At 70.1% G+C, this 24062-nt stretch carries 21 protein-coding genes; 11 read left to right on the top strand and 10 right to left on the bottom strand.

Annotation, left to right across the window (positions count from 1 at the left end):
- Nucleotides 1–152: 152 nt before the first annotated feature.
- The 4 genes from rplI to rpsF all read right to left on the bottom strand — a co-directional run bounded on the left by rplI (nt 153) and on the right by rpsF (nt 1805).
- Nucleotides 153–599, bottom strand: a complete 447-nt coding sequence (gene rplI / locus AB0A95_RS08605) for a 50S ribosomal protein L9 (protein WP_355028584.1) — start codon at nt 597–599, stop codon at nt 153–155.
- A 14-nt stretch (nt 600–613) separates the two neighbouring features.
- Nucleotides 614–895, bottom strand: coding sequence for a 30S ribosomal protein S18 (gene rpsR, locus AB0A95_RS08610; protein ID WP_051723758.1), 282 nt, complete (start codon nt 893–895; stop codon nt 614–616).
- On the bottom strand, nt 895–1434 hold the full coding sequence (locus AB0A95_RS08615; protein ID WP_030487687.1) for a single-stranded DNA-binding protein: 540 nt from the start codon (nt 1432–1434) through the stop codon (nt 895–897). The genes rpsR and AB0A95_RS08615 overlap by 1 nt, the downstream gene beginning before the upstream one ends.
- An 80-nt stretch (nt 1435–1514) precedes the next feature.
- The gene (gene rpsF / locus AB0A95_RS08620; protein WP_036391391.1) at nt 1515–1805 is read right to left on the bottom strand and encodes a 30S ribosomal protein S6; all 291 of its coding nucleotides are present in this window, start codon (nt 1803–1805) and stop codon (nt 1515–1517) included.
- Between the two features lie 641 nt (nt 1806–2446).
- On the opposite strand from rpsF, the gene AB0A95_RS08625 reads away from it, so the two are divergent.
- The gene (locus AB0A95_RS08625; protein ID WP_357554996.1) at nt 2447–3238 is read left to right on the top strand and encodes a deoxyribonuclease IV; all 792 of its coding nucleotides are present in this window, start codon (nt 2447–2449) and stop codon (nt 3236–3238) included.
- Complete coding sequence (locus tag AB0A95_RS08630; protein ID WP_357554997.1) at nt 3235–5679, top strand: hypothetical protein; 2445 nt, start codon at nt 3235–3237, stop codon at nt 5677–5679. The genes AB0A95_RS08625 and AB0A95_RS08630 overlap by 4 nt, the downstream gene beginning before the upstream one ends.
- Nucleotides 5680–5716: 37 nt before the next feature.
- Here the strand turns inward: AB0A95_RS08630 and AB0A95_RS08635 are convergent, their stop codons facing one another.
- A complete protein-coding gene (locus tag AB0A95_RS08635) occupies nt 5717–7225 on the bottom strand; it encodes a glycosyltransferase 87 family protein (protein ID WP_357554998.1) in 1509 nt (502 codons plus the stop codon).
- Nucleotides 7226–7352: 127 nt separating this feature from the next.
- A complete protein-coding gene (locus tag AB0A95_RS08640) occupies nt 7353–9602 on the bottom strand; it encodes a transglycosylase domain-containing protein (RefSeq protein ID WP_357554999.1) in 2250 nt (749 codons plus the stop codon).
- Here AB0A95_RS08640 and AB0A95_RS08645 point away from each other — a divergent pair.
- On the top strand, nt 9565–10287 hold the full coding sequence (locus AB0A95_RS08645; protein ID WP_357555000.1) for a hypothetical protein: 723 nt from the start codon (nt 9565–9567) through the stop codon (nt 10285–10287). The genes AB0A95_RS08640 and AB0A95_RS08645 overlap by 38 nt on opposite strands.
- A gap of 139 nt (nt 10288–10426) precedes the next feature.
- Here the strand turns inward: AB0A95_RS08645 and AB0A95_RS08650 are convergent, their stop codons facing one another.
- Nucleotides 10427–10876: a DUF5318 domain-containing protein gene (locus AB0A95_RS08650; RefSeq protein WP_357555001.1), complete on the bottom strand. Its 450-nt coding sequence runs from the start codon at nt 10874–10876 to the stop codon at nt 10427–10429.
- Nucleotides 10877–11051: 175 nt separating this feature from the next.
- On the opposite strand from AB0A95_RS08650, the gene AB0A95_RS08655 reads away from it, so the two are divergent.
- Both AB0A95_RS08655 and AB0A95_RS08660 read left to right on the top strand, forming a co-directional pair.
- On the top strand, nt 11052–11690 hold the full coding sequence (locus AB0A95_RS08655) for a PadR family transcriptional regulator (RefSeq protein ID WP_357066080.1): 639 nt from the start codon (nt 11052–11054) through the stop codon (nt 11688–11690).
- 23 nt (nt 11691–11713) lie between these two features.
- Entirely contained in the window at nt 11714–12793 is a 1080-nt protein-coding gene (locus AB0A95_RS08660) for an inositol-3-phosphate synthase (protein ID WP_357066083.1), read from the top strand.
- A gap of 90 nt (nt 12794–12883) precedes the next feature.
- Here AB0A95_RS08660 and AB0A95_RS08665 read toward each other — a convergent pair whose 3' ends face one another.
- Nucleotides 12884–13828: a hypothetical protein gene (locus AB0A95_RS08665; RefSeq protein WP_357555002.1), complete on the bottom strand. Its 945-nt coding sequence runs from the start codon at nt 13826–13828 to the stop codon at nt 12884–12886.
- A gap of 124 nt (nt 13829–13952) precedes the next feature.
- Nucleotides 13953–14432: a methylated-DNA--[protein]-cysteine S-methyltransferase gene (locus AB0A95_RS08670; RefSeq protein ID WP_357555177.1), complete on the bottom strand. Its 480-nt coding sequence runs from the start codon at nt 14430–14432 to the stop codon at nt 13953–13955.
- 80 nt (nt 14433–14512) lie between these two features.
- Here AB0A95_RS08670 and AB0A95_RS08675 point away from each other — a divergent pair, with 80 nt between their 5' ends.
- The gene (locus AB0A95_RS08675) at nt 14513–15034 is read left to right on the top strand and encodes a hypothetical protein (protein ID WP_357555003.1); all 522 of its coding nucleotides are present in this window, start codon (nt 14513–14515) and stop codon (nt 15032–15034) included.
- A gap of 28 nt (nt 15035–15062) precedes the next feature.
- Nucleotides 15063–16595 (top strand): SPFH domain-containing protein, encoded by a 1533-nt coding sequence (locus tag AB0A95_RS08680; protein WP_357555004.1) that lies wholly within the window; start codon nt 15063–15065, stop codon nt 16593–16595.
- Between the two features lie 192 nt (nt 16596–16787).
- On the opposite strand, the gene AB0A95_RS08685 is transcribed toward AB0A95_RS08680, so the two are convergent.
- On the bottom strand, nt 16788–18248 hold the full coding sequence (locus AB0A95_RS08685) for a CCA tRNA nucleotidyltransferase (RefSeq protein WP_357555005.1): 1461 nt from the start codon (nt 18246–18248) through the stop codon (nt 16788–16790).
- Nucleotides 18249–18373: 125 nt separating this feature from the next.
- On the opposite strand from AB0A95_RS08685, the gene murJ reads away from it, so the two are divergent.
- The 4 genes from murJ to AB0A95_RS08705 all read left to right on the top strand — a co-directional run bounded on the left by murJ (nt 18374) and on the right by AB0A95_RS08705 (nt 23918).
- Nucleotides 18374–20113, top strand: coding sequence for a murein biosynthesis integral membrane protein MurJ (gene murJ, locus AB0A95_RS08690; RefSeq protein ID WP_357555006.1), 1740 nt, complete (start codon nt 18374–18376; stop codon nt 20111–20113).
- A gap of 445 nt (nt 20114–20558) precedes the next feature.
- Nucleotides 20559–22166 (top strand): protein kinase family protein, encoded by a 1608-nt coding sequence (locus tag AB0A95_RS08695; RefSeq protein WP_357555007.1) that lies wholly within the window; start codon nt 20559–20561, stop codon nt 22164–22166.
- Nucleotides 22167–22209: 43 nt separating this feature from the next.
- Nucleotides 22210–22923 carry an RNA polymerase sigma factor SigM gene (gene sigM, locus AB0A95_RS08700; RefSeq protein WP_357555179.1) on the top strand — a complete coding sequence of 238 codons (714 nt, stop codon included), beginning with the start codon at nt 22210–22212 and terminating at the stop codon, nt 22921–22923.
- Nucleotides 22920–23918: a hypothetical protein gene (locus tag AB0A95_RS08705; RefSeq protein ID WP_357555008.1), complete on the top strand. Its 999-nt coding sequence runs from the start codon at nt 22920–22922 to the stop codon at nt 23916–23918. The genes sigM and AB0A95_RS08705 overlap by 4 nt, the downstream gene beginning before the upstream one ends.
- Nucleotides 23919–24062 lie beyond the last annotated feature (144 nt).

Raw genomic sequence — 24062 nt, forward strand, 5'->3', positions numbered from 1 at the left:
GCGGGAGCCGGCCGGCCCGGCCGTCGCGCCGCTGCTGCGCGAGGTGATTGTCGGCCGCACCGGTGGCGAGGCCCCGGGCGGGGGCCGATGACGTACGCACGAGGGCCCGCACCGACTGCTCGGTGCGGGCCCTCGTGGTGGTGTTGCGGACGTCAGCCCTGAAGGACGTTCAGGTTGAACGACGCGGTCACCTCGGGGTGAAGCTTGATCTTCACCGGGTAGCTGCCCGTCGACTTGATGTGACCGGGCACCTCCAGCCGGCGACGGTCGAGGACCGGGCCGCTGGCCGCCTTGACGGCGTCGACGATCTCGGCCGGAGTGACCGAGCCGAAGAGCCGTCCGCCGTCGCCGGCGCGGACCTTCAGGTTGACCTTGAGACCCTCGAGCTGAGCCTTGACCTCGTTGGCGTGGTCGAGGTCGCGGATCTCGCGAGCCCCACGGGCCCGCTTGATGACCGTGACCTGCTTTTCCGCGCCCTTGGTCCAGGCGATCGCGAAGCCCTGCGGCAGCAGGTAGTTACGGCCGTAGCCGTCCTTGACCTCGACGACGTCGCCCGGGGCACCGAGGCCGGACACTTCCTGAGTCAGGATGATCTTCATATCGGTGCCTCCTCTCAGCGGGTGGTGGCCGTGTACGGCAGGAGCGCCATCTCACGGGCGTTCTTGACTGCACGGGCGATCTGCCGCTGCTGCTGCGAGGTCACGCCGGTCACCCGACGAGCGCGGATCTTGCCGCGATCGGAGATGAACTTGCGCAGCAGCGCGGTGTCCTTGTAATCGATGTAGGCGATCCCGTCCTTGTCGAGCGGGTTCACCTTCTTCTTGGGCTTGCGCAGTGCCGCAGCCTTGGCCGTTGCACGTGCTCCTGGTTTGCGATCGCGAGCGCTAGGCGCCATTAGAACGGTGGCTCCTCATCAAAATTGGCGCCCGAACCGGCACGCGCGGGAGAGGGAGAGGGAGCAGCCGAAGCCCAGGGGTCGTCGAAGTTGCCTCCGCCGCCACCCTGACCGCCGCCACCGCCGCCACCGAAGCCGCCGCCACCGCCGCCGGAGCGGGACATCTTCTGCACCTTCGCCGTGGCGTAGCGCAGCGACGGGCCGATCTCGTCGACCTCAAGCTCGATGACGGTGCGCTTCTCACCCTCGCGGGTCTCGTACGACCGCTGACGCAGCCGGCCCGACACGATCACCCGGGCGCCACGCTGCAGCGACTCGGCGACGTGCTCGGCGGCCTGCCGCCACACGGTGCATGCGAGGAACAGCGGCTCGCCGTCCTTCCATTCGTTCGACGCCTTGTCCATGAAACGGGGCGTCGAAGCGACTCGGAACTTGGCGACCGCAGCCCCGGAGGGGGTGAACCGCAACTCGGGGTCATCGGTCAGATTGCCGATGACCGTGATGGTGGTGTCTCCTGCCATGACCATCTCCTCGCGCACTCAGCGTCTCGTCGTACAGGCTCGCAGAGCCGTACGACAGAGTCACGGAGGCTGATCCGGACGAACCGGGGTTGGATGCTCTAGCGCATTTCCGGTCGGATGACCTTGGTGCGCAGCACGGACTCGTTGAGGCGCAACTGACGGTCCAGCTCGGCCACCGCAGCAGGCGTGGCCTGCAGGTCGATGACGGCGTAGATGCCTTCGGCCTTCTTGTTGATCTCGTACGCGAGGCGCCGGCGGCCCCACACGTCGGTCTTCTCAACCGAGCCACCCGCGGTCCGAATCACGTTCAGGTACGTGTCGAGCGACGGTGCGACGGTGCGCTCCTCGAGGCTGGAGTCGAGGATGACCATGAGTTCGTAGTGACGCAAGACGTGCTCACCTCCTGTGGGCTAAGCGGCCACGGTCCTTCCGTGGCAGGAGGTCTTGTGTCGCTGCCCGCACGCGCCGAGGGAACCCGGCCGGACGCGGACAACCTGACCAGGATACCCGGTCCGAACGATCATGCCCGGGGCGGTCGGGTCAGCACCCGGACACGCTGACGGGGGTCCACCGCCCGACCGTGTAGCGATCGGTGGGTGGACCCCCGTCCAACGAGGCCGCGGGGCGTCCCGTCCGCATTCCTTGGGTGGGACCTGGGGAGGAACGACCACACCGATGAGGTTGGACGAAAGACGCCCCGCGGAGCTTTATCGTGTTGTTATCTGACGATACAACAGCACTCGTACCTAGTCGGGGGGAAAAGTACAAATTTCCGAGAATCTTCATCGGTCGGGATCCGGTGTATGAAGGGGTCGCCCCCGCCGCGCCGGGCCGCGTGGCGGAGGCAACCTCGCTGTCGGCCGTCGACCCCGGTCGGCGTACGCGGCGCTCGCGCCGCCAACCGGACCGGGCACTGGTCGCCGGTTCAATCCCATCAACGACCGTCGGTCCGAGCGGTGACGTTAGACAGCCCGCGACACCGCCCCGACCGTCGCGGCGGCAGTCAGGGTCGCGACGTAGGCTCGCTCGCATGCGTATCGGAGCCCACGTCGACTCGACCGACCCGCTGGCGGAGGCGGCCGCCCGGTCCGCCGACACCGTGCAGTTCTTCCTCTCCGACCCTCAGGGGTGGAAGGCGCCCAAGCCTCGGGAGGACGCCGAACTACTGCGCGCGGCCGAAGTCGACCTCTACGTGCACGCGCCGTACGTCATCAACGTGGCGACCCTCAACAACCGCATCCGGATCCCCAGCCGAAAGCTGCTGCTCGGGCATGCCAACGCGGCCGCCGCCATCGGCGCCAAGGGCGTGATCGTCCACGGCGGCCACGTCAACGCCGGGGACGACCTCGCCGTCGGCTTCGACAACTGGCGCAAGACCTTCGCGTACGCCGCCGACTCCGGCGGCTTCGGCGTGCCGGTTCTGATCGAGAACACCGCCGGGGGCGACAACGCGTGCGCCCGACGACTGGACGCGCTGGCCCGACTCTGGGACGCCATCGGCGACCACGAGGTCGGCTTCTGCCTGGACACCTGCCACGCGTTCGCGGGCGGTGAGGACCTGCTCGGGCTCGTCGACCGGGTCAAGGCGATCACCGGCCGGATCGCCCTGATCCACGCCAACAACTCCAAGGGCGCGTTCAACTCCGGCCAGGACCGGCACGACAACCTGGGCGGCGGGACGATCGATCCGGAACTGGTGGTGGCGGTGATTCGGGCGGCCGGGGCGCCGGTGGTGGTCGAGACGCCGGGAGGTGTGGCCGGTCAGGCCGCCGACATCGACTTTCTCCGTCAGCAGCTCGGGACGGAGAGCCGGCAAGCATGACCACCGGACAGCCCGGGACCGGTGCGGCCCAGCCTGCCCCCGCCGGCGCGCAAGCCGAGAACCAACCCGCCACCGCGTCCCCGACGGGCAGCACGACCGGGCCGGCTGACACCTCGGGCACCGACAAGGCGCCTGACTCCGCCGAGGCGTCGGCTGCGACGACCACGGAAAGCCCCGGGCGGTCCCCCCGATCGACCGACGGTGCGAAGCCCGCGACGGCGACGAACGGCAGGCCCACGGGTCCCAGCGCCGCCACCGGTGACATCGAGCCCGGTCCCGCGAAGGACGACGTGCCGAAACCCGGCGGTACGGGCAAAGCCGGCGACACAGCCGAAGCCAGCGCTACGGCCTCCAACGTCACCGGCACGGACGCGCCGAAGCGGGGCTGGATCAGCCGCCTGACCAAGCGCGGCAAAGCGGCCAAGGGGGACAGCGCCAAGGCCGGCGACGCGGTCAAGGCCGGCGACCCGGTCAACGCGGACGACACCAGGGCAGACGCCGCCAAGGCCGACGACCCGACCAAGGCAGACGCCGGCAAGGTCAGTGACCCGGTCAAGGACGGCGACCCGAAGGACGACGCGGTCAAGAGCGGTGGCACGGCCAAGAGTGCGAAGGCGAGCGACGCCGACGGTCAGGCACCGGCCGATGGCGAGACGAAGCCGGCTGACCCGGATCGCTGGGAGGCCTTCGCCTCCGCTCCGGAACCGAAGCCGTCAATCCTCACCCGGTCCAGTCGGGCCGTGGGCCGATTCCTGATCCACGAGTGGACCCTGGCCGCCCTCGGCGCGCTGGCGCTGGCCGTGCTGATGACCTGGCCGACGCTGCGCTACCCGCGCTACACACTTCCGCAGGACTCCTGGGATCCGAGCCTGCAAGCCTGGCAGATGGCCTGGTCGGGGCATATCCTGCTGGCCGATCCGGCGCGGCTGTGGCAGTCCAACACGTTCTTCCCCGAGCTGTGGAGCTTCGCGTTCTCCGACACCCTGCTCGGGTACGCCCCGGCGGGGATGCTCGGCAGCGGCCCCGAGGACGCGGTCCTGCGCTACAACATCATGTTCGTGCTGGCGCACGCGCTCGCCACGTTCGGGGCGTACGCCCTGGCCCGACAGCTCGGAGCCGGCCGGATCGGCGCCGCAGTCGCCGGGGTCGCCTACACCTACGCGCCGTGGTTGCTGTCCCAGGCCGGGCACCTGCACGTGCTCTCCAACGGCGGGATTCCGCTGGCGCTGGCGATGTTGGCGCGCGGGCACGGTTGGTCACTGCGGCACGGTTACCGACCCGAACGCCGGCACGACGGTTGGGTCTACGGCGGTTGGCTGGTGGCAGCCTGGCAGCTCAGCCTCGGTTTCGGCATCGGGCTGCCGTTCGCGTACTTCCTCGGCGTCGCGGTGCTGGTCGCCATCGTCCTCTTCTTCGTGCGGCGGCTGCGCACCCGCCAGGCCGTACCGTTCGGTCGCCGGCTGCTGCTCGCCAACCTGCTCGGCGGGTTGCTGTTCGCCGGTGTGGGCCTGCTGATGGCGTTCCCGTTCTTCCGGGTGACCGAGCTGCACCCGTACGCCGAGCGCACCATCGACGACGTCGACGGATTCTCGCCGCCGGCGTCGGGTTTCGTGACGGCGCCGGCCGAGTCGTGGATCTGGGGCGGGCTGCACGAGGGCGCCCGCGCGGCGCTGCCGTGGCACCCGGAGATGACCCTGTTGCCCGGCTACGTGCTCTACGCGCTCGCCCTGGGTGGGCTGTTCTTCTCGGTCTGGCGGCTGCGGCACCGACTGCTGCTGCTCGCCGGGGTGCTGGTGACGATGGCCTTCGCGATGGGCACCCGGTTCTTCGACGGCACCTTCACCTACGTGCCGCTCTTCGAGCACGTGCCGGGCTGGAGTGCTCTGCGTACCCCTGGTCGGTTGATGCTCTGGACCACGTTGTTGCTTGGTCTGCTCGCGGCGGGAGCGGTCACCGCGCTCACCGACCGGGTCCGCGAGTTGACCGCGCAGCGGATCCCGTCGTGGCCGGGGCCGTGGCTGCGGATGGCCACGTTGCTGCCGCTGCTGCTTGTCACCGTCGAGGGCCTGAACAACACCCCGCACCCGGTGGTGCCGACACAGCCGGCCGCGATGCGTACGGCCGAGGGGCCCCTGCTGGTGCTGCCCAGCAGCCAGAACCTGGACCAGCACGTGATGCTCTGGTCGACGAGTGGATTCCCCGACGTGGTCAACGGCGGCAGTGGCTTCACACCACGACAGCTTGACGACGTCCGTCGGGTGAGCCAGGCGTTCCCCAACCCGACAAGCATCGAGTACCTGCGCACGCTCGGCGTCCGGACGGTGGTGCTGCTGCGCGACCGGGTGCCAGGTACGCCGTGGGAGATCACCATCGACGCACCTGTCGAGTCGCTCGGCATCACCCGCCAGGAGGTCGGAGACGCCGTCGTCTACCGCCTGTGAAGCGTCGGTGCGGTGCGGGCCGCGTTCGGCCTGACCGTCAGGTAGCCGCGGCGGGCTCGGGTCGGGGTTCGCTGCTCGTCTCTCTGCGGCGCCAGCGGTCCAGCCACGGCGCGTCTGGTGCGCCGTCGAGGACGCCACCGTCCGGGTCGTCCGGATAGGTGGCCCGCACGGCGTCCCGCTCGGGGTGCAGGATCTCCTTGATGACCAGCACGCAGAGCACCACAACGGTGGTCAGTCGCAGCGTCGAGGCCAGCACGAACACCCCCTCCGGGAAGACCGGCCGGCTGGTCGCCGCGCCGAGCAGCTCACCGTAGAAGGCGACGAAGTAGCAGACCTCGGCGATCTGCCAGGCGAGGAAGGCCCCCCACTTGGGGCGGGCCAGCACCACCAGCGGCAGGAGCCACAGCACGAACTGCTGCGACCAGACCTTGCTGAAGATGAGGAACGCCGCGACCACCAGGAAGGCGAGCTGGCCCAGCCGTGGGCGGCGTGGTGCCCGCAGCGCCAGCACGGCCACGCCGAGGCAGGCCAGCCCGAACAGCGCGTACGAGAGGGTGTTGAGGGTGGGGATGTTGCCGTTCAGCCACTCGAACGGGCCGAGCCGGGCGGGGTCGTTGCCCACCTTGCCGTCCAGGTAGCGCCCGATGTACCAGAAGGTGCCCCAGTCGATCGGGCGCGTGGTGTTCAGCTCGAAGAACCGGTCCCAGTTGTCCGGGTACGCCCGAGCGGCGGGCAGGTTCACCAGCACCACGGCGGCGATCGCCGTACCGGTGGCGGTGAGCGCGGCACGGAGCCGGTTGGCCCGCAGCGCGAGAATGAGGATCGGCCCGAGCAGGAACAACGGCCACAGCTTGGCCGCGCCGGCCAGCCCGAGCAGCACGCCGGCGACCGCCGGTCGTTTTCGGGCCCAGGCCAGCAGGCCGAAGGCGGCCAGCCCGATGGCCAGCAGATCCCAGTTGACGGTGGCGGTGAGCACCAACGCCGGGGCGAGTGCGAACAACGCGGCGTCCCAGGGTCGTCTGCGGCGCAGCGCGAGGATCACCGCCACTGTGGCCACCGCGAGCGAGCCCAGCACCAGCGCGTTGAGGTTGTAGAACCACTGGCCCTGGTTGATGCCCGGGTCGCCGACCCCGACAGCGTGCACCGGTAGGCCCAACGCGCCCATGAAGTAGCCGGTCAGCACCGGGTACTCGACCGGGTGGTCACGGTAGGGCACCTTGCCCTCGTTGAGTCCTTCGGCGTAGTAGAGGGCGAGGACGTCGGTGTAGCAGAACCGGGTGTACTGGACGTTGTTCTGCCAGGCGCCGTCCTGGCAGGGCGACTTCTGCACCCAGTGCAGCGCGAGGGTGAGGCAGACCAGGGCCAGCACGATCCGGACGGCGGTCCAGAACCGCCGCTCCTGGTTGGCCGGCCGGTCCAGCGCGGTCGCGTGGTCGCCCAGCGGGCCGCCGATCGCACCGGAGAGGCCGCGGACGAACCCGTCGGAGCGGGACGGGTGGTCGGTGGTGCCGGCGTCGTCGATGCCGGGCGTCGACTGGGTGCTCATGAGAAGGCATCCTGCCGTATGACGGGGGTACCCGTCCCGTCCCGACGCGGAGAGATCTGGGTACGAAAACGCCGCCGCCGGCCGGACAGGTCGTCCGGCCGGCGGCGGCGTCGTGTGGAGCTGCGGGTCAGTCCTGGTTGGGCGGTAGGCCGGGCAGCACTCCGCCGCCGGCGCCACCGGGCCCACCACCTGGCCCGCCGGGTCCACCCGGCCCACCGGGCCCGCCGGGATTGCCCCCGGGGTTGCCGCCAGGATTACCGCCCGGGTTACCGCCCTGAACCGTGCAGAACGGGTCGGTCAGCGGGTCACAGGGAGGGCCGCCCGGTTGACCCGGCAGACCCGGGATGGTCGGCGGCGGCTCCTTGCCGTTGCCCTTCGTGACGTCGCCCTCGCCGGTGACGCTGGGCAGGGGGATCTGCTCCAGGCCCTTGAGGGCGAAGTTCATGTACTTCTCCCAGATCGGGCCGGGGAGCGTCGAACCACCGATGTCCTTGCCGCTGGCGAGCCGGATCTGCGGCTTCTTCGGGTCGCGGCTGCCCACCCACACCGCTGTAGCGTTCTGCGGGGTGTAGCCGACCGTCCAGGCGTGCGAGTTGTCGTCCTTGTCGTACTCCCAGGTGCCGGTCTTGGCGGCGGCCTGGCGGCCGTTCTCCAGGGAGATGTCGTTGGGTTTGGGGATCTGCTTCAGGACACCGGTGACCTCGTCGGTGATCTTCTTGGGGATCCGCTGCTCCGGCTTGATGCGCTCGCTGCCGACGACCTTCCACTTGCCGGTGTCCTTGTCCTGCTGCTCCACCTTGAGGACGAAGTGGGCCTTGATGTACTTGCCGTCGTTGGCGAACGTCGCCATGGCGTTGGCGTGGTCGAACACGGTGATCGGGTACTTGCCGAAGGCGGTGTAGTTGTCGAACGGGTTCGGACCCTTCTTCGACAGGTCGAATGCCTGCGGCGGGTCGACGCCCCACATGGTGGTCACGCCGGCCTTCCGGGCCATGTCGACGACCTTGTCCGCGCCGATCGTGTCGGCGACCCAGTAGAAGGGCACGTTGTACGACTGGATCGTCGACTCTTCGAGGGTGCAGTACTTGCCGCACTTGAGGTTGGTACGGCCGGCGTTACCGATCGTGTCCTTGGATTTCTCAGGCTTGTACGGCGTGGGGTCCCAGTGCGACTTGACCGAGATGCCGGCCTCGATCGCGGCGGCCAGCGTGTACACCTTCATCGACGAACCCGGCTGGTGTCCGCCGGAGAGGTCGCCGTTCTTGTCGGTGTTCTTGCCGGCGTAGTCGAAGCCGGTGCCGTTGTCACCGCCGTAGTAGGCGAGCACGCGACCCTTCGACGGGTCGATCGACACCACCGCCGCCATCAGGTTCTTCGGCTGGTCGTTGAGCTCGGAGCCCTTCTTCGACTGCATCGCCGTGTTTTCCGCGGCGGTCTGCAACTTCGGGTCGATGGTGGTGGTGATCCGGTAGCCGCCGTCGCGCAGCGCGTCCACGCAGCTCGTCTTGCCCTCCGCACCACTGTCGGAGCAGAGGCCCATCGCGTCCATCTCCTGGCGGACGTAGTTGATGACATTGCCGCGCGGGCTGTCGACACCGAACCCGTTCCCGCCCTTCTTCGGTGCCAGCACCTTCGGGTACTCGGTCGGCGACACGGGCTTCCCGGGGGAGTCCACCCAGCCTTCCTTCTTCATGCCGGCGAGCACGTAGTCCCACCGCGCCTTGGCGTCGGGCATGTTGACCGCGGGGTCGAACCCCTTGTGGGTGTCACTGGCCACCGGCTGCTTGATGACCGCCGCGAGGACCGCGCCCTCGGCCACGTTGAGGTCCTTCGCCGATTTGCCGAAGTAGGTCTGTGCCGCCGCCTCGATGCCGTAGGCGCCGCGTCCGAAGTAGATCACGTTGAGGTAGTGCTGCATGATCTCCGGCTTGTCGTACTTCTCGTTCAGCTTGGAGGCGAGGATTGCTTCCTTCACCTTCCGGCCGTACGTGTCGTCCTGGAGATTCTCGAACGCGTTGCGGGCGTACTGCTGGGTGATGGTCGAGGCACCCTGCTTGTCGCCACCGGAGATGTTGTTCCATCCGGCCCGGACGATGCCCTTGTAGTCGACGCCGGAGTGCCGGTAGAAGTTGCGGTCCTCGGCTGCCGCCACCGCGTGCTGCACGAACTCCGGGATCTGGTCGATGGTGACGAAGGTGCGGTTTTCGCTGCCCAGCTTGGCCAACGGGGTCTTGCCGTCCTTGGCGTACACAGTGGTGGACAGCGGCAGCGGCAACTCGTTGGGCATGACCACGTTCGTCGAGTAGTAGGTGAACCCGACAACGCCGACACCGGCCAGCATGATGAAGACCGCGACTCCGGCGATCAGCAGGTTCATCCGTTTGCGCTTCTTCGCCCGCGCCGCACCCGGGCCGCCGGCGCCACGACCGCCCCGGCCCGGTCCGGCCGGGCCGCCCGGCCCGTTGGGCCCACCTGGGCCACCGGGACCGCCGGAGACCGGCGAGACGCTCGCCCGCGCCACCGCGGCCCGGCCACCCACCGACGCGGAGCCGACACTTGCCCGGCCCGCCGAGGCGGCACCGACGGAGGCGGCACCGACAGTGGCCCGACCTGCTGGCGCTCCGGGCGCCGGGGACACGGGCACCGAGGCCCGGCCCGCGCCGGCGCGACCGGCGGCCACACCCGGCGCCGGCGACACCGGCACCGAGGCCCGCCCCGCTCGACCCGGGGTCGCCGAACCCACCGAGGCCGATCCGACCGGCGCGGCCCCACGCGGCGGCACCGAGGCGGAACCGCCCACCGTGGCCCGCCCACCGGCGGCCCGCGGCGGCACCGAGGCACGACCCGGGGTTGCCGCGCCGCCCTCCGAGGCCGACCAGCCACTCCCGGGGGAGTCACCGCCGGGTCTGCGGTGCGCGTCGTCCGCGCCAGACCCGGGGTTGCCGTTCGCACCCGGGTACTGGGCCCGGCCGCGCGCAGAACTGGGATCGCCGTACGAGTTCATTCCTCACACCCTGCCGGTCGCGGTGGGGCGCGACTGCGCCGCCACCGGGTTGCCGTGAGTTGCTTCACCCGGGACGGCGGCACGAGGGTGCCGCCTCACCGAGGTCAATGCCGTATCAACCGGGCCAATCGGACCAACGAGCGATCGTCCGTCCCGGGTTTTGTCGATGGCCCCGGGGCCGGTCCAACCAGCTGCGATCACCGTTGCGCCTCTCGCCTCCGCCGACCTACACCTTCGGCGGCCGCCACGTCCTGCTCGCCGTTGCCGTCGCTGTCGCCGGTCAGACCGTCCCGGCCGAGCAGGTACTGCTCGACGAGATGGTTCCAGTCACAGCCGAGGCACACCTCCACCACGAAGACCTGGAACTCACGCAGCGTCATCGCCAGGACGGGCAACTCGGTAAGTGTGCGTGCCTGCCCGGCGGACTGCTTGAGCTCGTCGCCATAAATGTAGTGGACGAGGGTCAGGTTTTCACTGCGGCAGATCGGGCAGCGCCGGTCGGTCGGCTCTCCGTGGAACCGGGCGGCGTTCTTCAGGTACGGCGATGCGTCGCAGACGTCGTACGTGCCGACCCGGCCGGCCAGGAGCTCACGCAGCACTGCTCGCTTCTGAAGCGAGTAGTCGACGACCTGGCGCTGCGTACGCATGCGGAGAAGGGTACGCGGTCCGGCCCGACCAGGCGACCGTGCTCACAATCCGTGACGACAGCGTCTCGGAGTGGGGGTTTGCCCTGGCTGGCGCGACCCGCTAACGTGCGATGTATCGGTCCGATACATCGCGGCGGTTACCACTTCTCGCCGGAGGGTACAGAGAGGGTGGCCAGTGCTCGAGTTCGCCATCCTCGGCCTCCTACAGGAGTCTCCGATGCACGGCTACGAGCTGCGCAAGGAGCTGACCGCCAAACTCGGCGCGATCCGGGCGGCGATCAGCTACGGCTCGCTCTATCCAACCCTGCGCAGGCTGCAGGCGGCGGGATGGATCACCGAAGCTGCTGAGACACCCGCCACTGCCGAGGAGGTTCCCGCGCTGACCAGCCGACGAGGTCGGGTGGTCTACAAAATCACCGCGGACGGCAAGGAACGCTTCGCCCAGCTGATCGCACAGGCCGGGCCCGAGACGTATGACGACACGGGCTTCGGGGTGCACTTCGCGTTCTTCGCCCGGACCGACCAGGCGACCCGCCTGCGCATTCTGGAGGGTCGCCGCCGCAAGATCGAGGAGCGTCGCGAAGGGCTTCGCGACGTGCTGGGCCGGGCAGCCGAGCGCCTCGACGCTTACACCTTGGAACTACAGCGCCACGGCCTCGACGCCTGTGAGCGCGAGGTCCGCTGGCTGGAGGAGCTCATCGCCAACGAGCGCTCCGGCCGAGCCCCGACGGTCCCGAACATCGGGACGGCCGGTGGCCGACGAGAAGACAACAGCCCGCCTCCGCCTGGAGAGACCAGGAATGAGCGGCCGTGACAGAAAAGAAGGAGGCAGACGCTATGGGCTCCGTCCGCGTCGCCATCGTCGGTGTGGGTAACTGCGCCTCGTCCCTTGTTCAGGGCGTCGAGTACTACCGGAATGCCGACCCGAACGACCGCGTCCCGGGTCTCATGCACGTCGCCTTCGGCGACTACCACGTCAACTCCGTCGAGTTTGTCGCGGCGTTCGACGTGGACGCCAAGAAGGTGGGCATGGACCTCGCGGAGGCGATCGTCGCCAGCGAGAACAACACCATCAAGCTCTGCGACGTGCCGCCGACCGGCATCAGCGTGCAGCGCGGTCCGACCTTCGACGGTCTGGGCCAGTACTACCGCGAGATCGTCGAGGAGTCCGACGCGACTCCCGTCGACGTGGCGCAGGCGCTGCGCGACGCGCAGGTCGACGTCGTCGTCTGCTACCTCCCGGTGGGCTCCGAGCAGGCCGCCAAGTTCTACGCCCAGGCCGCGATCGACGCCGGTTGCGCGTTCGTCAACGCCCTGCCGGTCTTCATCGCCTCCGACCCGGAGTGGGCCCAGAAGTTCACCGACGCGGGCCTGCCGATCGTCGGTGACGACATCAAGAGCCAGGTCGGCGCCACCATCGTGCACCGCGCGCTGGCGAAGCTCTTCGAGGACCGCGGCGTCGAGCTGCTGCGCACGTACCAGCTCAACTTCGGCGGCAACATGGACTTCATGAACATGCTGGAGCGCAAGCGGCTGGTCTCGAAGAAGATCTCGAAGACCCAGTCGGTCACCTCGCAGATCCCGCACGAGATGAGCAAGAGCGACGTGCACATCGGCCCGTCGGACCACGTGCCGTGGCTGGACGACCGCAAGTGGGCGTACATCCGCCTGGAGGGCCGCTCGTTCGGTGACACCCCGCTGAACGCCGAGCTCAAGCTCGAGGTGTGGGACTCTCCGAACTCGGCCGGCGTCATCATCGACGCGGTCCGGGCTGCGAAGATCGCGCTGGACCGGAAGATCGGCGGCCCGATCCTGTCGGCCTCGTCGTACTTCATGAAGTCCCCGCCGGTGCAGTACGCCGACCACGACGCCCACCAGGCCGTCGAGGAGTTCATCGCCGGCGAGGTCGAGCGCTGACCCGCTGAGCACCAGGTACGGCCGAGGGCCGGGTCCGTTGGGACCCGGCCCTCGCCGCGTTCGGTGCCTCGCCGACGGTACGGCGGTGGGTTACTCCCAGCTCGGCTTGCCCTGTTTGGCCTTGGCCGCCCGCTCCGCCCTGCGGTCGGCAAGCGACTTGGCGCCGCGCGCCGCACCGTCAGTGGGGAACGGCAGGATGTCCGGGTTGACAGTGCCGTAGCCGATCACGAACGCCGTGACGTCGAGGACGACGTGCGTGGTCTGCAGCGCGTAGATCGAGATGTAGTCGGCGGACTCGCCGATGCCTGACACGAACGCGTTCGAGTTGACCTGGTTGGCAGCGTAGTTCAGCGATGAGAAGCTCGCCGGACGCGGGGTGTCGTAGGGGAAGATCTGCAGGAAGCCCGCGTTGACCGCGGTCGTCGCGGTGACGATGCCGAAGAGCGCGTCACCGTAGTAGACGTAGTCCTCAAGCAGGACGTGGATCGTCTGGCCGCCACGCAGACGGCCCTCCGAATCCAGGGTGGTCGACGAGGCGTTCTGGATCCGGGCGCGCAATGACGCATCACGGGTGTCGATGACCCGCTGCGGGATGATCGGCACGATCCGGTTCGAGTTGCCGGTGGTGTGCACGTAATCGGTGATGGAGTTGTTGGCGCTGTCCTTGACGGACACCACCTGGAAGTTGCCGTCCTTGTCCACGCCCATCGAGCCGATCGGGGATTCGGTGTTCAGCAGGTCACCGCTGGGCGCCAGCTGGAGTGCCGGGCCGGTGAACTTGATTTTGCCGTCGACCACGCTGTTCGTGTTCTCCAGCCGCAGGGTCGGCCCCTTCGCCGGGTTGACCAGCGCGGTGGTGCCGCCGCCGGTGACGACGTTGTTGGCGGCCTGGACCACCGGCTGACCAGGGTCGGCCTGGGCCGAGCCGGCGGCGGCGGCACCGACCACTGTGGTGCCGGCGACGCCGGCGGCCACGGTGCCCGCGCGGCGCAGCAGCTGACGCCGGCCGACGGTCTTGTCCTGGTTTTCGGTCATGAGTACCCCCGCGAAAGTGGAAACGACGCTCGATCATGACCGTTGCGGCGACGTATCCACATCGACCGGTAGGTTGATAGTCGGGGTTTGTCCCGCATCTGGCGGGCTGACCGACCGCGAGCGGTCAGGACCAGGCGTGGCGCAGGGCGACCGCGGCCTCCAACTCCAGCAGCGTGACCTTGCGGGGCAGACCGCCACCGAAGCCGACCAGTTTGCCGCCCGCGCCGACGATCCGGTGACACGGCACGATCACCGGCACCGGGTTGCGGTTGCAGGCCACGCCCACCGCCCGAGCCGCCCCGGCGTCACCGACCCGGCGTGCCACCTCGCCGTACGTCAGTGTCTCGCCGTACGGAATGCCCGTCATCTCCCGCCACACGGCCCGCTCGAAGTCCGAGCCGCGCGGCATCGACACCGGGACGGTGAACGCGGTCAGCTCGCCGGCGAAGTAGGCCCGCAGCTCGGCGACGGCCTGCCGGGACAGTGCGTCGTCGGGCTCCTCGGTGGCGACCTCGACCCGACCGAAGTGGGTGCCGCAGACGCTCGTGCCATCGGTGGCGAAGGAGAACTCGCCGATCGGGGAGTCGAGCACTGTCCAACGCATCACCCCATTCTCCCCGACCCGGGCGACCCCTGGCGGACCCCGCCCACAGAAGCCGGTCCGCGTTGCGCGGCGTCGATACCGTGCAGGTCGTGGCAACGGGGACGCTCATCTTTCTGATCATCGGCGGGGCGGGCATCGGGGTGCTCGCGCTCGCCCTACTCGGCACCGAACTGCTCCAATTCGGGCACGCCGACGTGGATGGTCCGATCTCCGTCGAAACGGTTGCCGGCTTCGCCGGAGCGTTCGGCTTCGGTGGGGCCATCGTCAACGAACTGCTCGGTGCGCGTACCCCCGGCATGATCGCCGGTGCGGCGGTCGGCGGCGTGCTCGCGGCCGTGCCCACCGGCTGGCTGGCGTCCCGACTCAGCCGGGCGGCGCGCAACATGCGCACCGATCCCACCCCCACCCGCGACGACCTGGTCGGCGCGCTCGGCCTGGTCGTCACCCCGGTGCCGGCCGACGGCTACGGCGAGGTCCGGGTACGCCTCGCCGGCCAACCGGTCAAGCTCAGCGCCCGCGCGGACCAACCGATACCGATCGGCGCCCAGGTCTTCGTCGTGCAGGCGCTCAGCGAGACCAGCGTGCACGTCGAGACCTACTGATCTCCTCCTCGTAGACGGGACTTTCTCCATGGGCCTGCTCATCGCCATCGGTGGCGCGGTTCTCCTCGCGCTCATCCTGGTGCTCTTCGTGCTCTCCCGGATCAAGGTGGCCGGGCCGAACGAGGCGTTCATCGTCACCGGCCGCAAGGGCCGCACCACCCAGACCGCCGACGGCGGCCGGTCGACCGACAACTCCGGGCAGAAGGTCGTGCTGGGCGCCTCGGTCTTCGTGCTGCCGGTGGTGCAGAAGCTCCAGTCGCTCGACCTGTCCAGCCGGCGGATCGACGTCGGCATCCGGGGCGCGGTGAGCAAGCAGGGCATCCGCGCCGATCTGCACGGCGTGGCGATCGTCAAGGTCGGCGGCACCGAGGACGCGATCCGGGCCGCCGCCCAGCGGTTCCTGCACCAACAGGCCGAGATCGACAACTTCACCCGGGAGGTGCTGGCCGGCGCGCTGCGCTCGATCGTCGGCCGGCTCACCGTCGAGGAGGTCATCCGGGACCGGGCGGCGTTCGCCAACGCGGTCGCCGAGGAGGCCGAGCACTCGATGACCAACCAGGGTCTGGTGCTTGACACGTTCCAGCTCCAGGACATCCTCGCCGAGGGTTCCTACCTACAGGATCTGGGTCGGCCGGAGGCCGCCCGGGTGCTCAAGGACGCGGCCATCGCCGAGGCGCGGGCCCGCCAGCAGGCCGAGCAGGAACGGCTGCTCGCCGAGGAGGCCATCGCCGAGGCCAACCGCAACCTGGCCCTCAAGCAGGCCGGCATCCAGGCCGAGATCGACGCGGCGAAGGCGAAGTCCGCCGCCGCCGGGCCGCTCGCCCAGGCGGAGCGGGACCAGGCGATCCTCTCCGAGCAGCAGAAGGTCGCCGAGCGCAACGCCGAACTCAAGCAGCGCCAGCTCGACACCGAGGTACGCAAGCCCGCCGACGCGGCCCGCTACAAGGTGGAGCAGGAGGCCGAGGCGTCCCGCGCCGCGGCGGTGCTGCACGCCGACGCGCAGCGGCAGTCCGTGATCGCCGCCGCACAGGCCTCCGCCGAGCAGGCGCGGCTCACCGGTGAGGGCGAGCGGGCCCGACGTGCCGCACTCGCCGAGGCGAACGCGATCGAGGGCGCCAAGGAAGGTGAGGCCGAGCAGCGCCGCCGTTCCGCGATCGCCGAGGCGGTGGAGCGGGAGGGTCAGGCCGAGGCTGCGGCCATCCTGGCCAGGGGCGAGGCCGAGGCGGACGCGATGGCGCGCAAGGCCGAGGCGTTCGCCGCGTACGGGGAGGCAGCGGTACTGGACCTGCTGGTGAAGGTGCTGCCGCAGGTGGTGGAGGCGGCCAGCGCGCCGATCGGGGCGATCGACAAGATGACGGTCATCTCGACCGACGGTGCGTCGTCGTTGACCAAGTCGGTGGCCGGCAACGTGGCCCAGGGCCTCCAGCTCGGCAGCGACCTGACCGGGATCGACCTGGCCGGTCTGCTCGCGCGGCTCGGCTCCGCGTCGACTCCCGCCAGCAACGGCACATCGGCCGGCAATGGCGCGTCGGTGGACGGGACGGCCGTCGAGACCCGCTGACGGCGTACGCGACGGGCGTCGCTCCCGGTTCGGGGGTGACGCCCGTCGGCACGCCGGGGCGGGCCCGCCCGCCGGCACGCCGGGAGGATCCACTCGGCTTCCTGGAAATCGGGCCATCCGCCGTGCCGGGACACCGCGACTTCAACGAAACCGAGTCGATCATCGCAGGGCCTGGCCCGCGAGCCCGGAACGTCAGGAAATCAGGCCCTCGGCACGGGCCCAGCGCAGCAACTCCGCCTCGGCGGCGTCGCGATCCAGCGGGCCTTGTTCGAGGCGCTGCTCCTTGAGGTGCTTCCAGGCTCGTCCGACCACCGGCCCCGGCGGTACGCCGAGCAGCGCCATGATCGCGTTGCCGTCCAGGTCGGGGCGGACCCGGGCCAGGTCCTCCTCGGCCGCGATCCGGGCGATCCGGTCCTCCAGCGCGTCGTAGTCCGCCGCGAGCTGGGCGGCCTTGCGCCGGTTACGGGTCGTGCAGTCGGAACGGGTGAGCTTGTGCAGCCGGGGCAGCAGGTCACCGGCATCGGCCACGTAGCGACGCACCGCCGAGTCGGTCCACTCGCCCCGCCCGTACCCGTAGAAGCGCAGGTGCAGCGCGACAAGCGCGGTCACCTGCGCGGTGACGTCCTTGGGGTAGCGCATCGCCTTCATCCGGGCCTTGGTCAGCCGGGCGCCGACCACCTCGTGGTGGTGGAAGCTGACCCGACCGTCCGGCCCGACCGCCTTCGTCGCCGGCTTGCCCACGTCGTGCAGGAGAGCGGCCATCCGCAGGATGAAGTCGCAGCCGTCCTCCTCGTAGGAGACCGCGTTCTCGACGACCGTCAGGGTGTGCTCGTAGACGTCCTTGTGCTGCGCGTGCTCGTCGATCTCCAGCTTCAGACCGGTCAACTCCGGCAGGAACCGCTCGGCCAGGCCGGTGTCGACGAGCAGCCGCAGCCCGGTGATCGGGTCCGCGCCGCAGAGCAGCTTGGTGAACTCGTCGCGGATCCGCTCGGCGGTGATCCGGTCCAGGTCGGCGGCCATCTCGCTCATCGCCCGGTGCACGTCCGGGTGGACGGCGAAGCGCAACTGCGCGGCGAACCGGGCGGCCCGCAGCATCCGCAGCGGATCGTCGCCGAACGACTCACCAGGGGTGCTCGGCGTGCGGATCACCTTGGCCGAGAGGTCGTCCAACCCGCCGTGCGGGTCGGTGAACCGGTGCTCCGGCAGGCTGACCGCCATCGCGTTGATCGTGAAGTCGCGCCGCTTGAGATCCTCGTCGAGGCTGGTGCCGTACACCACCACCGGGTTGCGGCTGACCTGGTCGTACGACTCGGCACGGAAGGTGGTGATCTCCAGTCGGAGGCCGTCGCGCTGAGCGCCGATGGTGCCGAACTCCCTGCCGGTCTCCCAGATCGACTCGGCCCAGCCCTTGATGATCCGCAGCGTCTCGTCGGGGTGCGCGTCGGTGCAGAAGTCGAGGTCGTCACCGAGCCGGCCGAGCAGCGCGTCCCGCACCGAACCGCCCACCAGGTGCAACTCGTGACCGGCGCGGACGAACCGGCGGCCCAACTCGTCGGCGACCGGGGAGACCCGGAGCAGTTCGGCGACGGCGTTGCGCTGCGCGGCGGTGAGTTCGCGGCGGTCGGCGGCGTGAGGAGCGGAGGCTTCGGACATGGGATCGCCAGCCTATCGGGCCGGGGTGTGATCCGATCCGCCGGGCGTGGGTAACGGGTGGGGGTTGACTATGGTCTGTGGCGTGCGGGTCGGTGTCCGACCCGACGTACCCCTGGGAGGCTGGAGTGAGCGGCGGGCTCTACCGCAGCGCCAACGCCACGCCGGACGGTAACGTGCCGCCGGCTGACGGGGCGATCTTCATCTCCGCGGAGCCACTGAACCAGCCCGGGGTGGAGGCCACGGCGCCCCCGCCCGAGGTCGTCGGCGAGACCAGCGCCGCCGCCAACAGCGCGGTCATGGCGGTGGGCAGTCTGGTCAGTCGGGGCACCGGCTTCGTCCGGAACCTGATGATCGGTGCCGCCCTCGGCAACCTGATCGGCAACGCCTATACGACCGCCATCTTCCTCCCCAACCAGGTGTACGAGTTCCTGCTCGGCGGGGTGCTGACCAGCGTGCTGATCCCGGTGCTGGTCCGTCGGCGCAAGAGCGACGCGGACCGGGGCGAGGCGTACGCCCAGCGGCTGCTCACCCTCGCGGTGCTGGCGCTGGCCGCGGCGGCCCTGATCGCCGTGGCATCGGCCTCCTGGCTGACCGCCATCTACGCCAGCGGCAAGGACGCGGCCTACACCGACCTGATCACGCGCCTGTCGTGGCTGGTCCTGCCGATGCTGTTCTTCACCGGCGTCAGCGCGTTGATCGCCGCGGTGCTGAACACGCGGGGCCACTTCGCCGCGCCCATGTGGGCACCCATCCTCAACAACCTGGTGGTGATCGGCGTCTTCGGTCTCTACATCCTGGTGTACGGGGCGAAGGGGCTACAGCCGTCGGAGATGGGCGCCGGCCGGATCCTGCTCGTCGGTGGCGGCACCCTGCTCGGTGTGGCGGTGCAGACCGCCGGGCTGCTGCCGGCGTTGCGCAAGGTCGGCTTCCGCTGGCGGTGGCGGTTCGACTTCCGCGAGCTGGGGCTGCGCGAGCTGGCCCAGCTCGGCGCCTGGATGTTCTGCTACGTGGCGGTCAACCAGCTCGGTCTCTTCGTTGTGGTCAACCTGCTCACCCGGGCCGCGGGCACGGACCAGGCCGGCATCCTGATCTACAACAACGTCTTCCTGCTGCTGATGATGGCGCACGGCATCATCGCCGTCTCGATCATCACCGCGCTGATGCCCCGGATGGCCGCCGCGGCGGCGGACGGGCGGTTCCACGACGTCACCGCGGACCTCTCCCGGGGTGTCCGGATGGTGACAGCGGTGCTCGCGCCGATCGCGGTCTGCTACGCCGTGCTGGCCACCCCGATCTCGGTGGTGGTCTTCCGGTACGGCGCGTTCAGCGCCGAGAACGCGACTGCCACGTCCACAGTCCTGCTGGCCGCCGCGATCGCCCTGGTGCCGTTCGCGATCAGTCAGCTCTTCACCTTTGCCTTCTACGCGCTACCTGACACCCGCACCCCAGCATTGATCAACATTCCGGTGGTGGCGCTGCGGGTCGGCGTACAGGTCGTGCTCTTCGCCGCGTTCGCCGCGCACTTCGCGGCGGCCGGGATGATGATCGGCAACGCGGTCTCCTACCTGGCCGCGGCGGTTGGTTCCGCCTGGTTGCTCCGGCCCCGGGTCGGCCGGATCGGGCTGGGCGCCATCATGCGCACCCTGGGCCGGGTCGTGGTCGCCGCTCTCGGCGCGTCGTTGGTCGGATGGCTGGTCATCGCCCTCCTGCCGGGTGGCGACAGGCCGAGCTGGCTCGAGGCGGCGATCCAGCTCGTGATCGGTGGCGCGGTGATCGGCGGGACCTACCTGGGTCTGGCCATGCTGTTGCGGATCAGCGAGATCACCGAGGTGGTCGGCATGGTCCGCCGCCGTCTCGGTCGCTGACCGCCAGCGGTCGGTCACAAAAAGTTGACACGCACACGGAACGTGACAGCGGATCACCAGGCTGGGGACGCACCTGTGGATAACTCCGCGATTCGCCGGTCAACCACCGCATCAGCCTGTGGATAACCAACCATAAGGCTGAGGGTGCGGGGCCGATCGGTGGGAACATGCCAGGTGTGGGGAGGGGCCGCACCAGCCCAGCCCCGGCGTCGGTCACTTGCGGTGAAGCCGTAGATTAGCTAGTACATGTGCCAGCAACGTGGCTGACAACGGTCGTAACCGGACGAGCTCCTCGACAGCCGGCAACCCGCCGGGTACGGCGGGAAGATGACATGTCGGGGAGACGGGCAACCCAGGTAAGGTCGCTCTCGACGGGTACGGCAGGGGCCGACGCGGCGCGTCGACACCGTCGGCCGGTTCCTTCAACGGCAGAGCGGGAAGCCACATGCCCAGCAGTTCGGGTCCATCGATCGACACGATCACCGAGGGAGGACGGGTGACCCAGGTCGGCGAGGGTCAGGAGGCAGACGAGAGCGCTCCTCCGGTTATGACCTTCGGTGCTCCCACGGCCGGTGAAGTCCTCGCCGAGCGTTACGAACTGGTTGAGCACATCAACAACGACAGCGCGGGTCGGCTGGTCTGGCGCGGGGTCGACGTCATCCTGCGCCGTCCCGTCGCGGTCGTGCTGCGCTACCCGGGTGGCGACTCCGCCACCGAGATGCTCCAGGCCGCCGTCGCGGCGAGCCGGGTCATCCACCCCAACCTGGTCGGCGTCTACGACGCGATCGACGAGGCCGAGCGGGCGTACGTGGTGCGCGAGTGGGTCGACGGGCAGTCCCTGCGCGACCTGGCGGCCGACGGCCCACTGGATCCGGCCCGCGCCACCGCCATCGGCAACGCCGTCGCGAGCGCGCTCGCCGCGGTGCACGCCACCGGCATGGTGCACGGCAACGTCCACCCCGGCACCGTCATGATCAGCGACGAGGGTCGCGTGGTCCTGGCCGACGCGCGCACCGATGGTGCCGACAGCCAGGAGAACGACATCCGGGCGGTCGGCGGCATCCTCTACTTCGCCCTGACCGGCTCCTGGCCGCACGCCGAAGCACCCCTGCACGGTGCCACCGCCGGTCATGGCCGTGCCGCCATCCCGGACGCCGTTCGCGACGCCGGGGGCAGCATCGCGGCGCCACGTCAGGTCCGGGCGGGCGTGCCCGCGTACCTGGACGACCTGACAATGGATCTGCTCGACGCCGAGATCGCGCCGCCGTCGTCCGATGTGCTCGCCGCCGAGTTGGCCCGCCTGGACGTGCCGGCCGAGGAGGAGCACTACCTCGAAAACAGTGGTCCGTTGCGATTCGCCGCCGAGACCGGCGAAGAGCCGTCACCGCTGGCCGCAGCCGGTGGTCGCAAGGTCGCCGTGGGCATCGCCGGCCTGCTGGCGGTCGCCCTGGTCGGTCTGCTGATCGGGATCAGCACGCTCGGCGACAAGGAGCCGCAGGCCAGCCAGACCCCCGCTCCGTCGGCGAGCGCCTCGGCCGGCGCTGCCACCCCGGCCGCCGCCGTGGTCCGCAAGCTGCCCGTGAAGGACGTCCGGATCATCGACCCGGACAGCAAGGTGCGCGATGAGCTGGACGGCGCCAAAAAGGCGGTCGACGGCGACCCGGACAAGGGCTGGGGCACCGACACCTACACGACCGCCAAGTTCGGCAACACGAAGCAGGGCATGGGGATCTGGCTGGATCTCGGCGCGCCGCACACCGTCAAGTCGGTGCAGGCGGTGCTCTCGGCCCGTGGTGCCTCCGCCCAACTTCTCACCGGCACCGTCAACCCGCCGTCGACCTCCAACGGCGACAAGCAGGTGATCGCCAACTACCGGACCCCGAAGAACGCCATCGGGCAGCCATTCGAGGACCACGACGGCACCACCATGGCGTTCGACGGTTTCGACGCCGACCGGAAATACCAGTACCTGCTGTTCTGGGTCACCGAGTTGCCGCCCGCCGAGGGCGGCTACCAGATCGACATCCAGGAGATCACGGTCCAGGGGTCGTGAGCCTGGCACCCCCACCGTGGCGCCGCATTCGCAGGACGTGGTGATGGACGGGCACGCCGCAGCTTCGGATCTGGAGCTGCTGCGCGCCCACGTCGACGGTGACCGGCATGCTTTCGCCGAGTTGTTCCACAGACACCGCGACCGGCTCTGGGCGGTCGCCCTGCGTACGCTCGGTGACCGTGAAGAGGCCGCCGACGCGCTCCAGGACGCGCTGCTCTCCGCGCACCGGGCAGCTGCCCGGTTCCGTGGCGACTCGGCCGTCACCACGTGGCTGCACCGCATCGTGGTGAATGCCTGCCTGGACCGGATCCGTCGCCGGCAGGCCCACCCGACCGTGCCGCTGCCGGACGGCAACCGCGCGGGGGACGGCTCGGGCATCGGCGGGATCGAACCTGTCGCACCCGCACCGGACCACGACACCGCGCTGGTGGTCCGCGAGGCGCTGGCCGCGCTGCCCGTCGAGCAACGCGCAGCGCTGGTGCTGGTGGACGTCCAGGGCTACCCGGTCGCCGAGGTCGCCCGGATCCTCGGCATCGCCGAGGGGACTGTGAAGAGCCGGTGCGCCCGGGGGCGGGCCCGGCTGGCGGTGCTGCTCGGGCATCTTCGCCCCACCGCCCCGACGCCGTCGGCCCGCCCGCACGCAAGCGGCCCGATCGGTGAGGTGCCGGGCGTCACGCCGGGGAACCCGAGCCCGGCCGAGGGCGTCGGATCGGGGTCGGGGCGCTACCGGCGGGACGCCAACCAGGAGGACACGTGACGACCGAGGGGTTCCGGGAGGTCGACGACGACCTCCTCGCTGACTACCTCGGCGGGGCGTTGGACGGCACCCCGCGACAGGAGGAGGTCGCCGGGCTGGTGTCCACGGACCCGGCCTGGGCCGAGGCGTACGAGCTGCTGGCTTCCGCGCTCGCGGAGGTCCGTGCCGACCTGGGCCGCTGGGCCGAGCCGTCGCCGCGGATGCCGCAGACGATCGCCGACCGTCTCAGCGCAGCGCTCGCGGATGCGGGGCCGGCGGACACCTCGGCCGACGAGGACGCCACCGCCACTTTCGAGGTCGACGGACCCCGCGACACCGCGACGCCGCCCATCGTGCCGGTGCAGGGTGGCGCCGGTCGTCGGCCAGCCGTCCGCGCACCGGCCGGTGCTGGTCGTCGCGAGCCCACCGGCCCGGGTCGCCGGCGCGGCTGGATGCGCCGTGGCGCACCGGTGGCCGCCGCCGTGTTCGCCGTCGGCGCGCTCGCACTGGGCCTCAACCAACTGTCGATGCGCGCGAGCGACGACTCCGGCACCAGTGCCATGCACCAGCCGGTCAACGCGCCCGAGGGCGTCGCGGCGCCCGCGCCGGTCCGCACCACCGGGCCGGCACTGCGCAGCGGTACGAACTACACCCCGCAGACCCTCGGCGACGCGCGGACCGCATCGTCTTCCGGCCGGGCGACAGGTAACACGCCCGGCACACAGCCGGGGGTGGACGCCGAGGAGGACCGACGCCCGTCGCCCGACGGCTCCGACCAGTTGGCCCGGCTGACCACCGAGGCCGCACTGACCACCTGCCTGGCCAACGTGGCGGCGGAGCACGGAGCCGCCCCACTGGCGGTCGAGTTGATCGACTACGCGCGGTTCCAGGGCGAGCAGACACTCGTCATCCGTTTCACCGACGCGAGCGGCGCCCACTGGGCCTGGGTGAGCGGCCCGGAGTGCGGAGTGCCGGGGTCCGGCTCGGACAGCCGGTATTCGGCGCGGGTAGGGTGAATCCACGGTCGATGGGCACGATGACCACCCACGTGACCTGACCCACCAGATGCCGGTCTCGGGAATCCCCGGTTCGTACGATGACGTTCTGGAAGTCAGCTGTCGGCCCCATCCAGGCGTCGACAACTCGGATCAGCACCGGCG

Origin of the sequence: Micromonospora sp. NPDC049230 (assembly GCF_040647875.1) — a bacterium.
Taxonomy (GTDB): domain Bacteria; phylum Actinomycetota; class Actinomycetes; order Mycobacteriales; family Micromonosporaceae; genus Micromonospora.

Excerpts from the sequence above, each read along its gene's own strand:
- AB0A95_RS08640 (WP_357554999.1), bottom strand. The coding sequence starts at position 9,602 with ATGAACCTGCTGATCGCCGGAGTCGCGGTCTTCATCATGCTGGCCGGT.
- AB0A95_RS08630 (WP_357554997.1), top strand. The coding sequence starts at position 3,235 with ATGACCACCGGACAGCCCGGGACCGGTGCGGCCCAGCCTGCCCCCGCC.
- AB0A95_RS08645 (WP_357555000.1), top strand. The coding sequence starts at position 9,565 with ATGATGAAGACCGCGACTCCGGCGATCAGCAGGTTCATCCGTTTGCGC.
- rpsR (WP_051723758.1), bottom strand. The coding sequence starts at position 895 with ATGGCGCCTAGCGCTCGCGATCGCAAACCAGGAGCACGTGCAACGGCC.
- sigM (WP_357555179.1), top strand. The coding sequence starts at position 22,210 with ATGGACGGGCACGCCGCAGCTTCGGATCTGGAGCTGCTGCGCGCCCAC.
- AB0A95_RS08625 (WP_357554996.1), top strand. The coding sequence starts at position 2,447 with ATGCGTATCGGAGCCCACGTCGACTCGACCGACCCGCTGGCGGAGGCG.
- AB0A95_RS08670 (WP_357555177.1), bottom strand. The coding sequence starts at position 14,432 with ATGCGTTGGACAGTGCTCGACTCCCCGATCGGCGAGTTCTCCTTCGCC.
- AB0A95_RS08685 (WP_357555005.1), bottom strand. The coding sequence starts at position 18,248 with ATGTCCGAAGCCTCCGCTCCTCACGCCGCCGACCGCCGCGAACTCACC.
- AB0A95_RS08635 (WP_357554998.1), bottom strand. The coding sequence starts at position 7,225 with ATGAGCACCCAGTCGACGCCCGGCATCGACGACGCCGGCACCACCGAC.
- rplI (WP_355028584.1), bottom strand. The coding sequence starts at position 599 with ATGAAGATCATCCTGACTCAGGAAGTGTCCGGCCTCGGTGCCCCGGGC.
- AB0A95_RS08665 (WP_357555002.1), bottom strand. The coding sequence starts at position 13,828 with ATGACCGAAAACCAGGACAAGACCGTCGGCCGGCGTCAGCTGCTGCGC.
- AB0A95_RS08680 (WP_357555004.1), top strand. The coding sequence starts at position 15,063 with ATGGGCCTGCTCATCGCCATCGGTGGCGCGGTTCTCCTCGCGCTCATC.
- AB0A95_RS08650 (WP_357555001.1), bottom strand. The coding sequence starts at position 10,876 with ATGCGTACGCAGCGCCAGGTCGTCGACTACTCGCTTCAGAAGCGAGCA.
- AB0A95_RS08660 (WP_357066083.1), top strand. The coding sequence starts at position 11,714 with ATGGGCTCCGTCCGCGTCGCCATCGTCGGTGTGGGTAACTGCGCCTCG.
- AB0A95_RS08695 (WP_357555007.1), top strand. The coding sequence starts at position 20,559 with ATGCCCAGCAGTTCGGGTCCATCGATCGACACGATCACCGAGGGAGGA.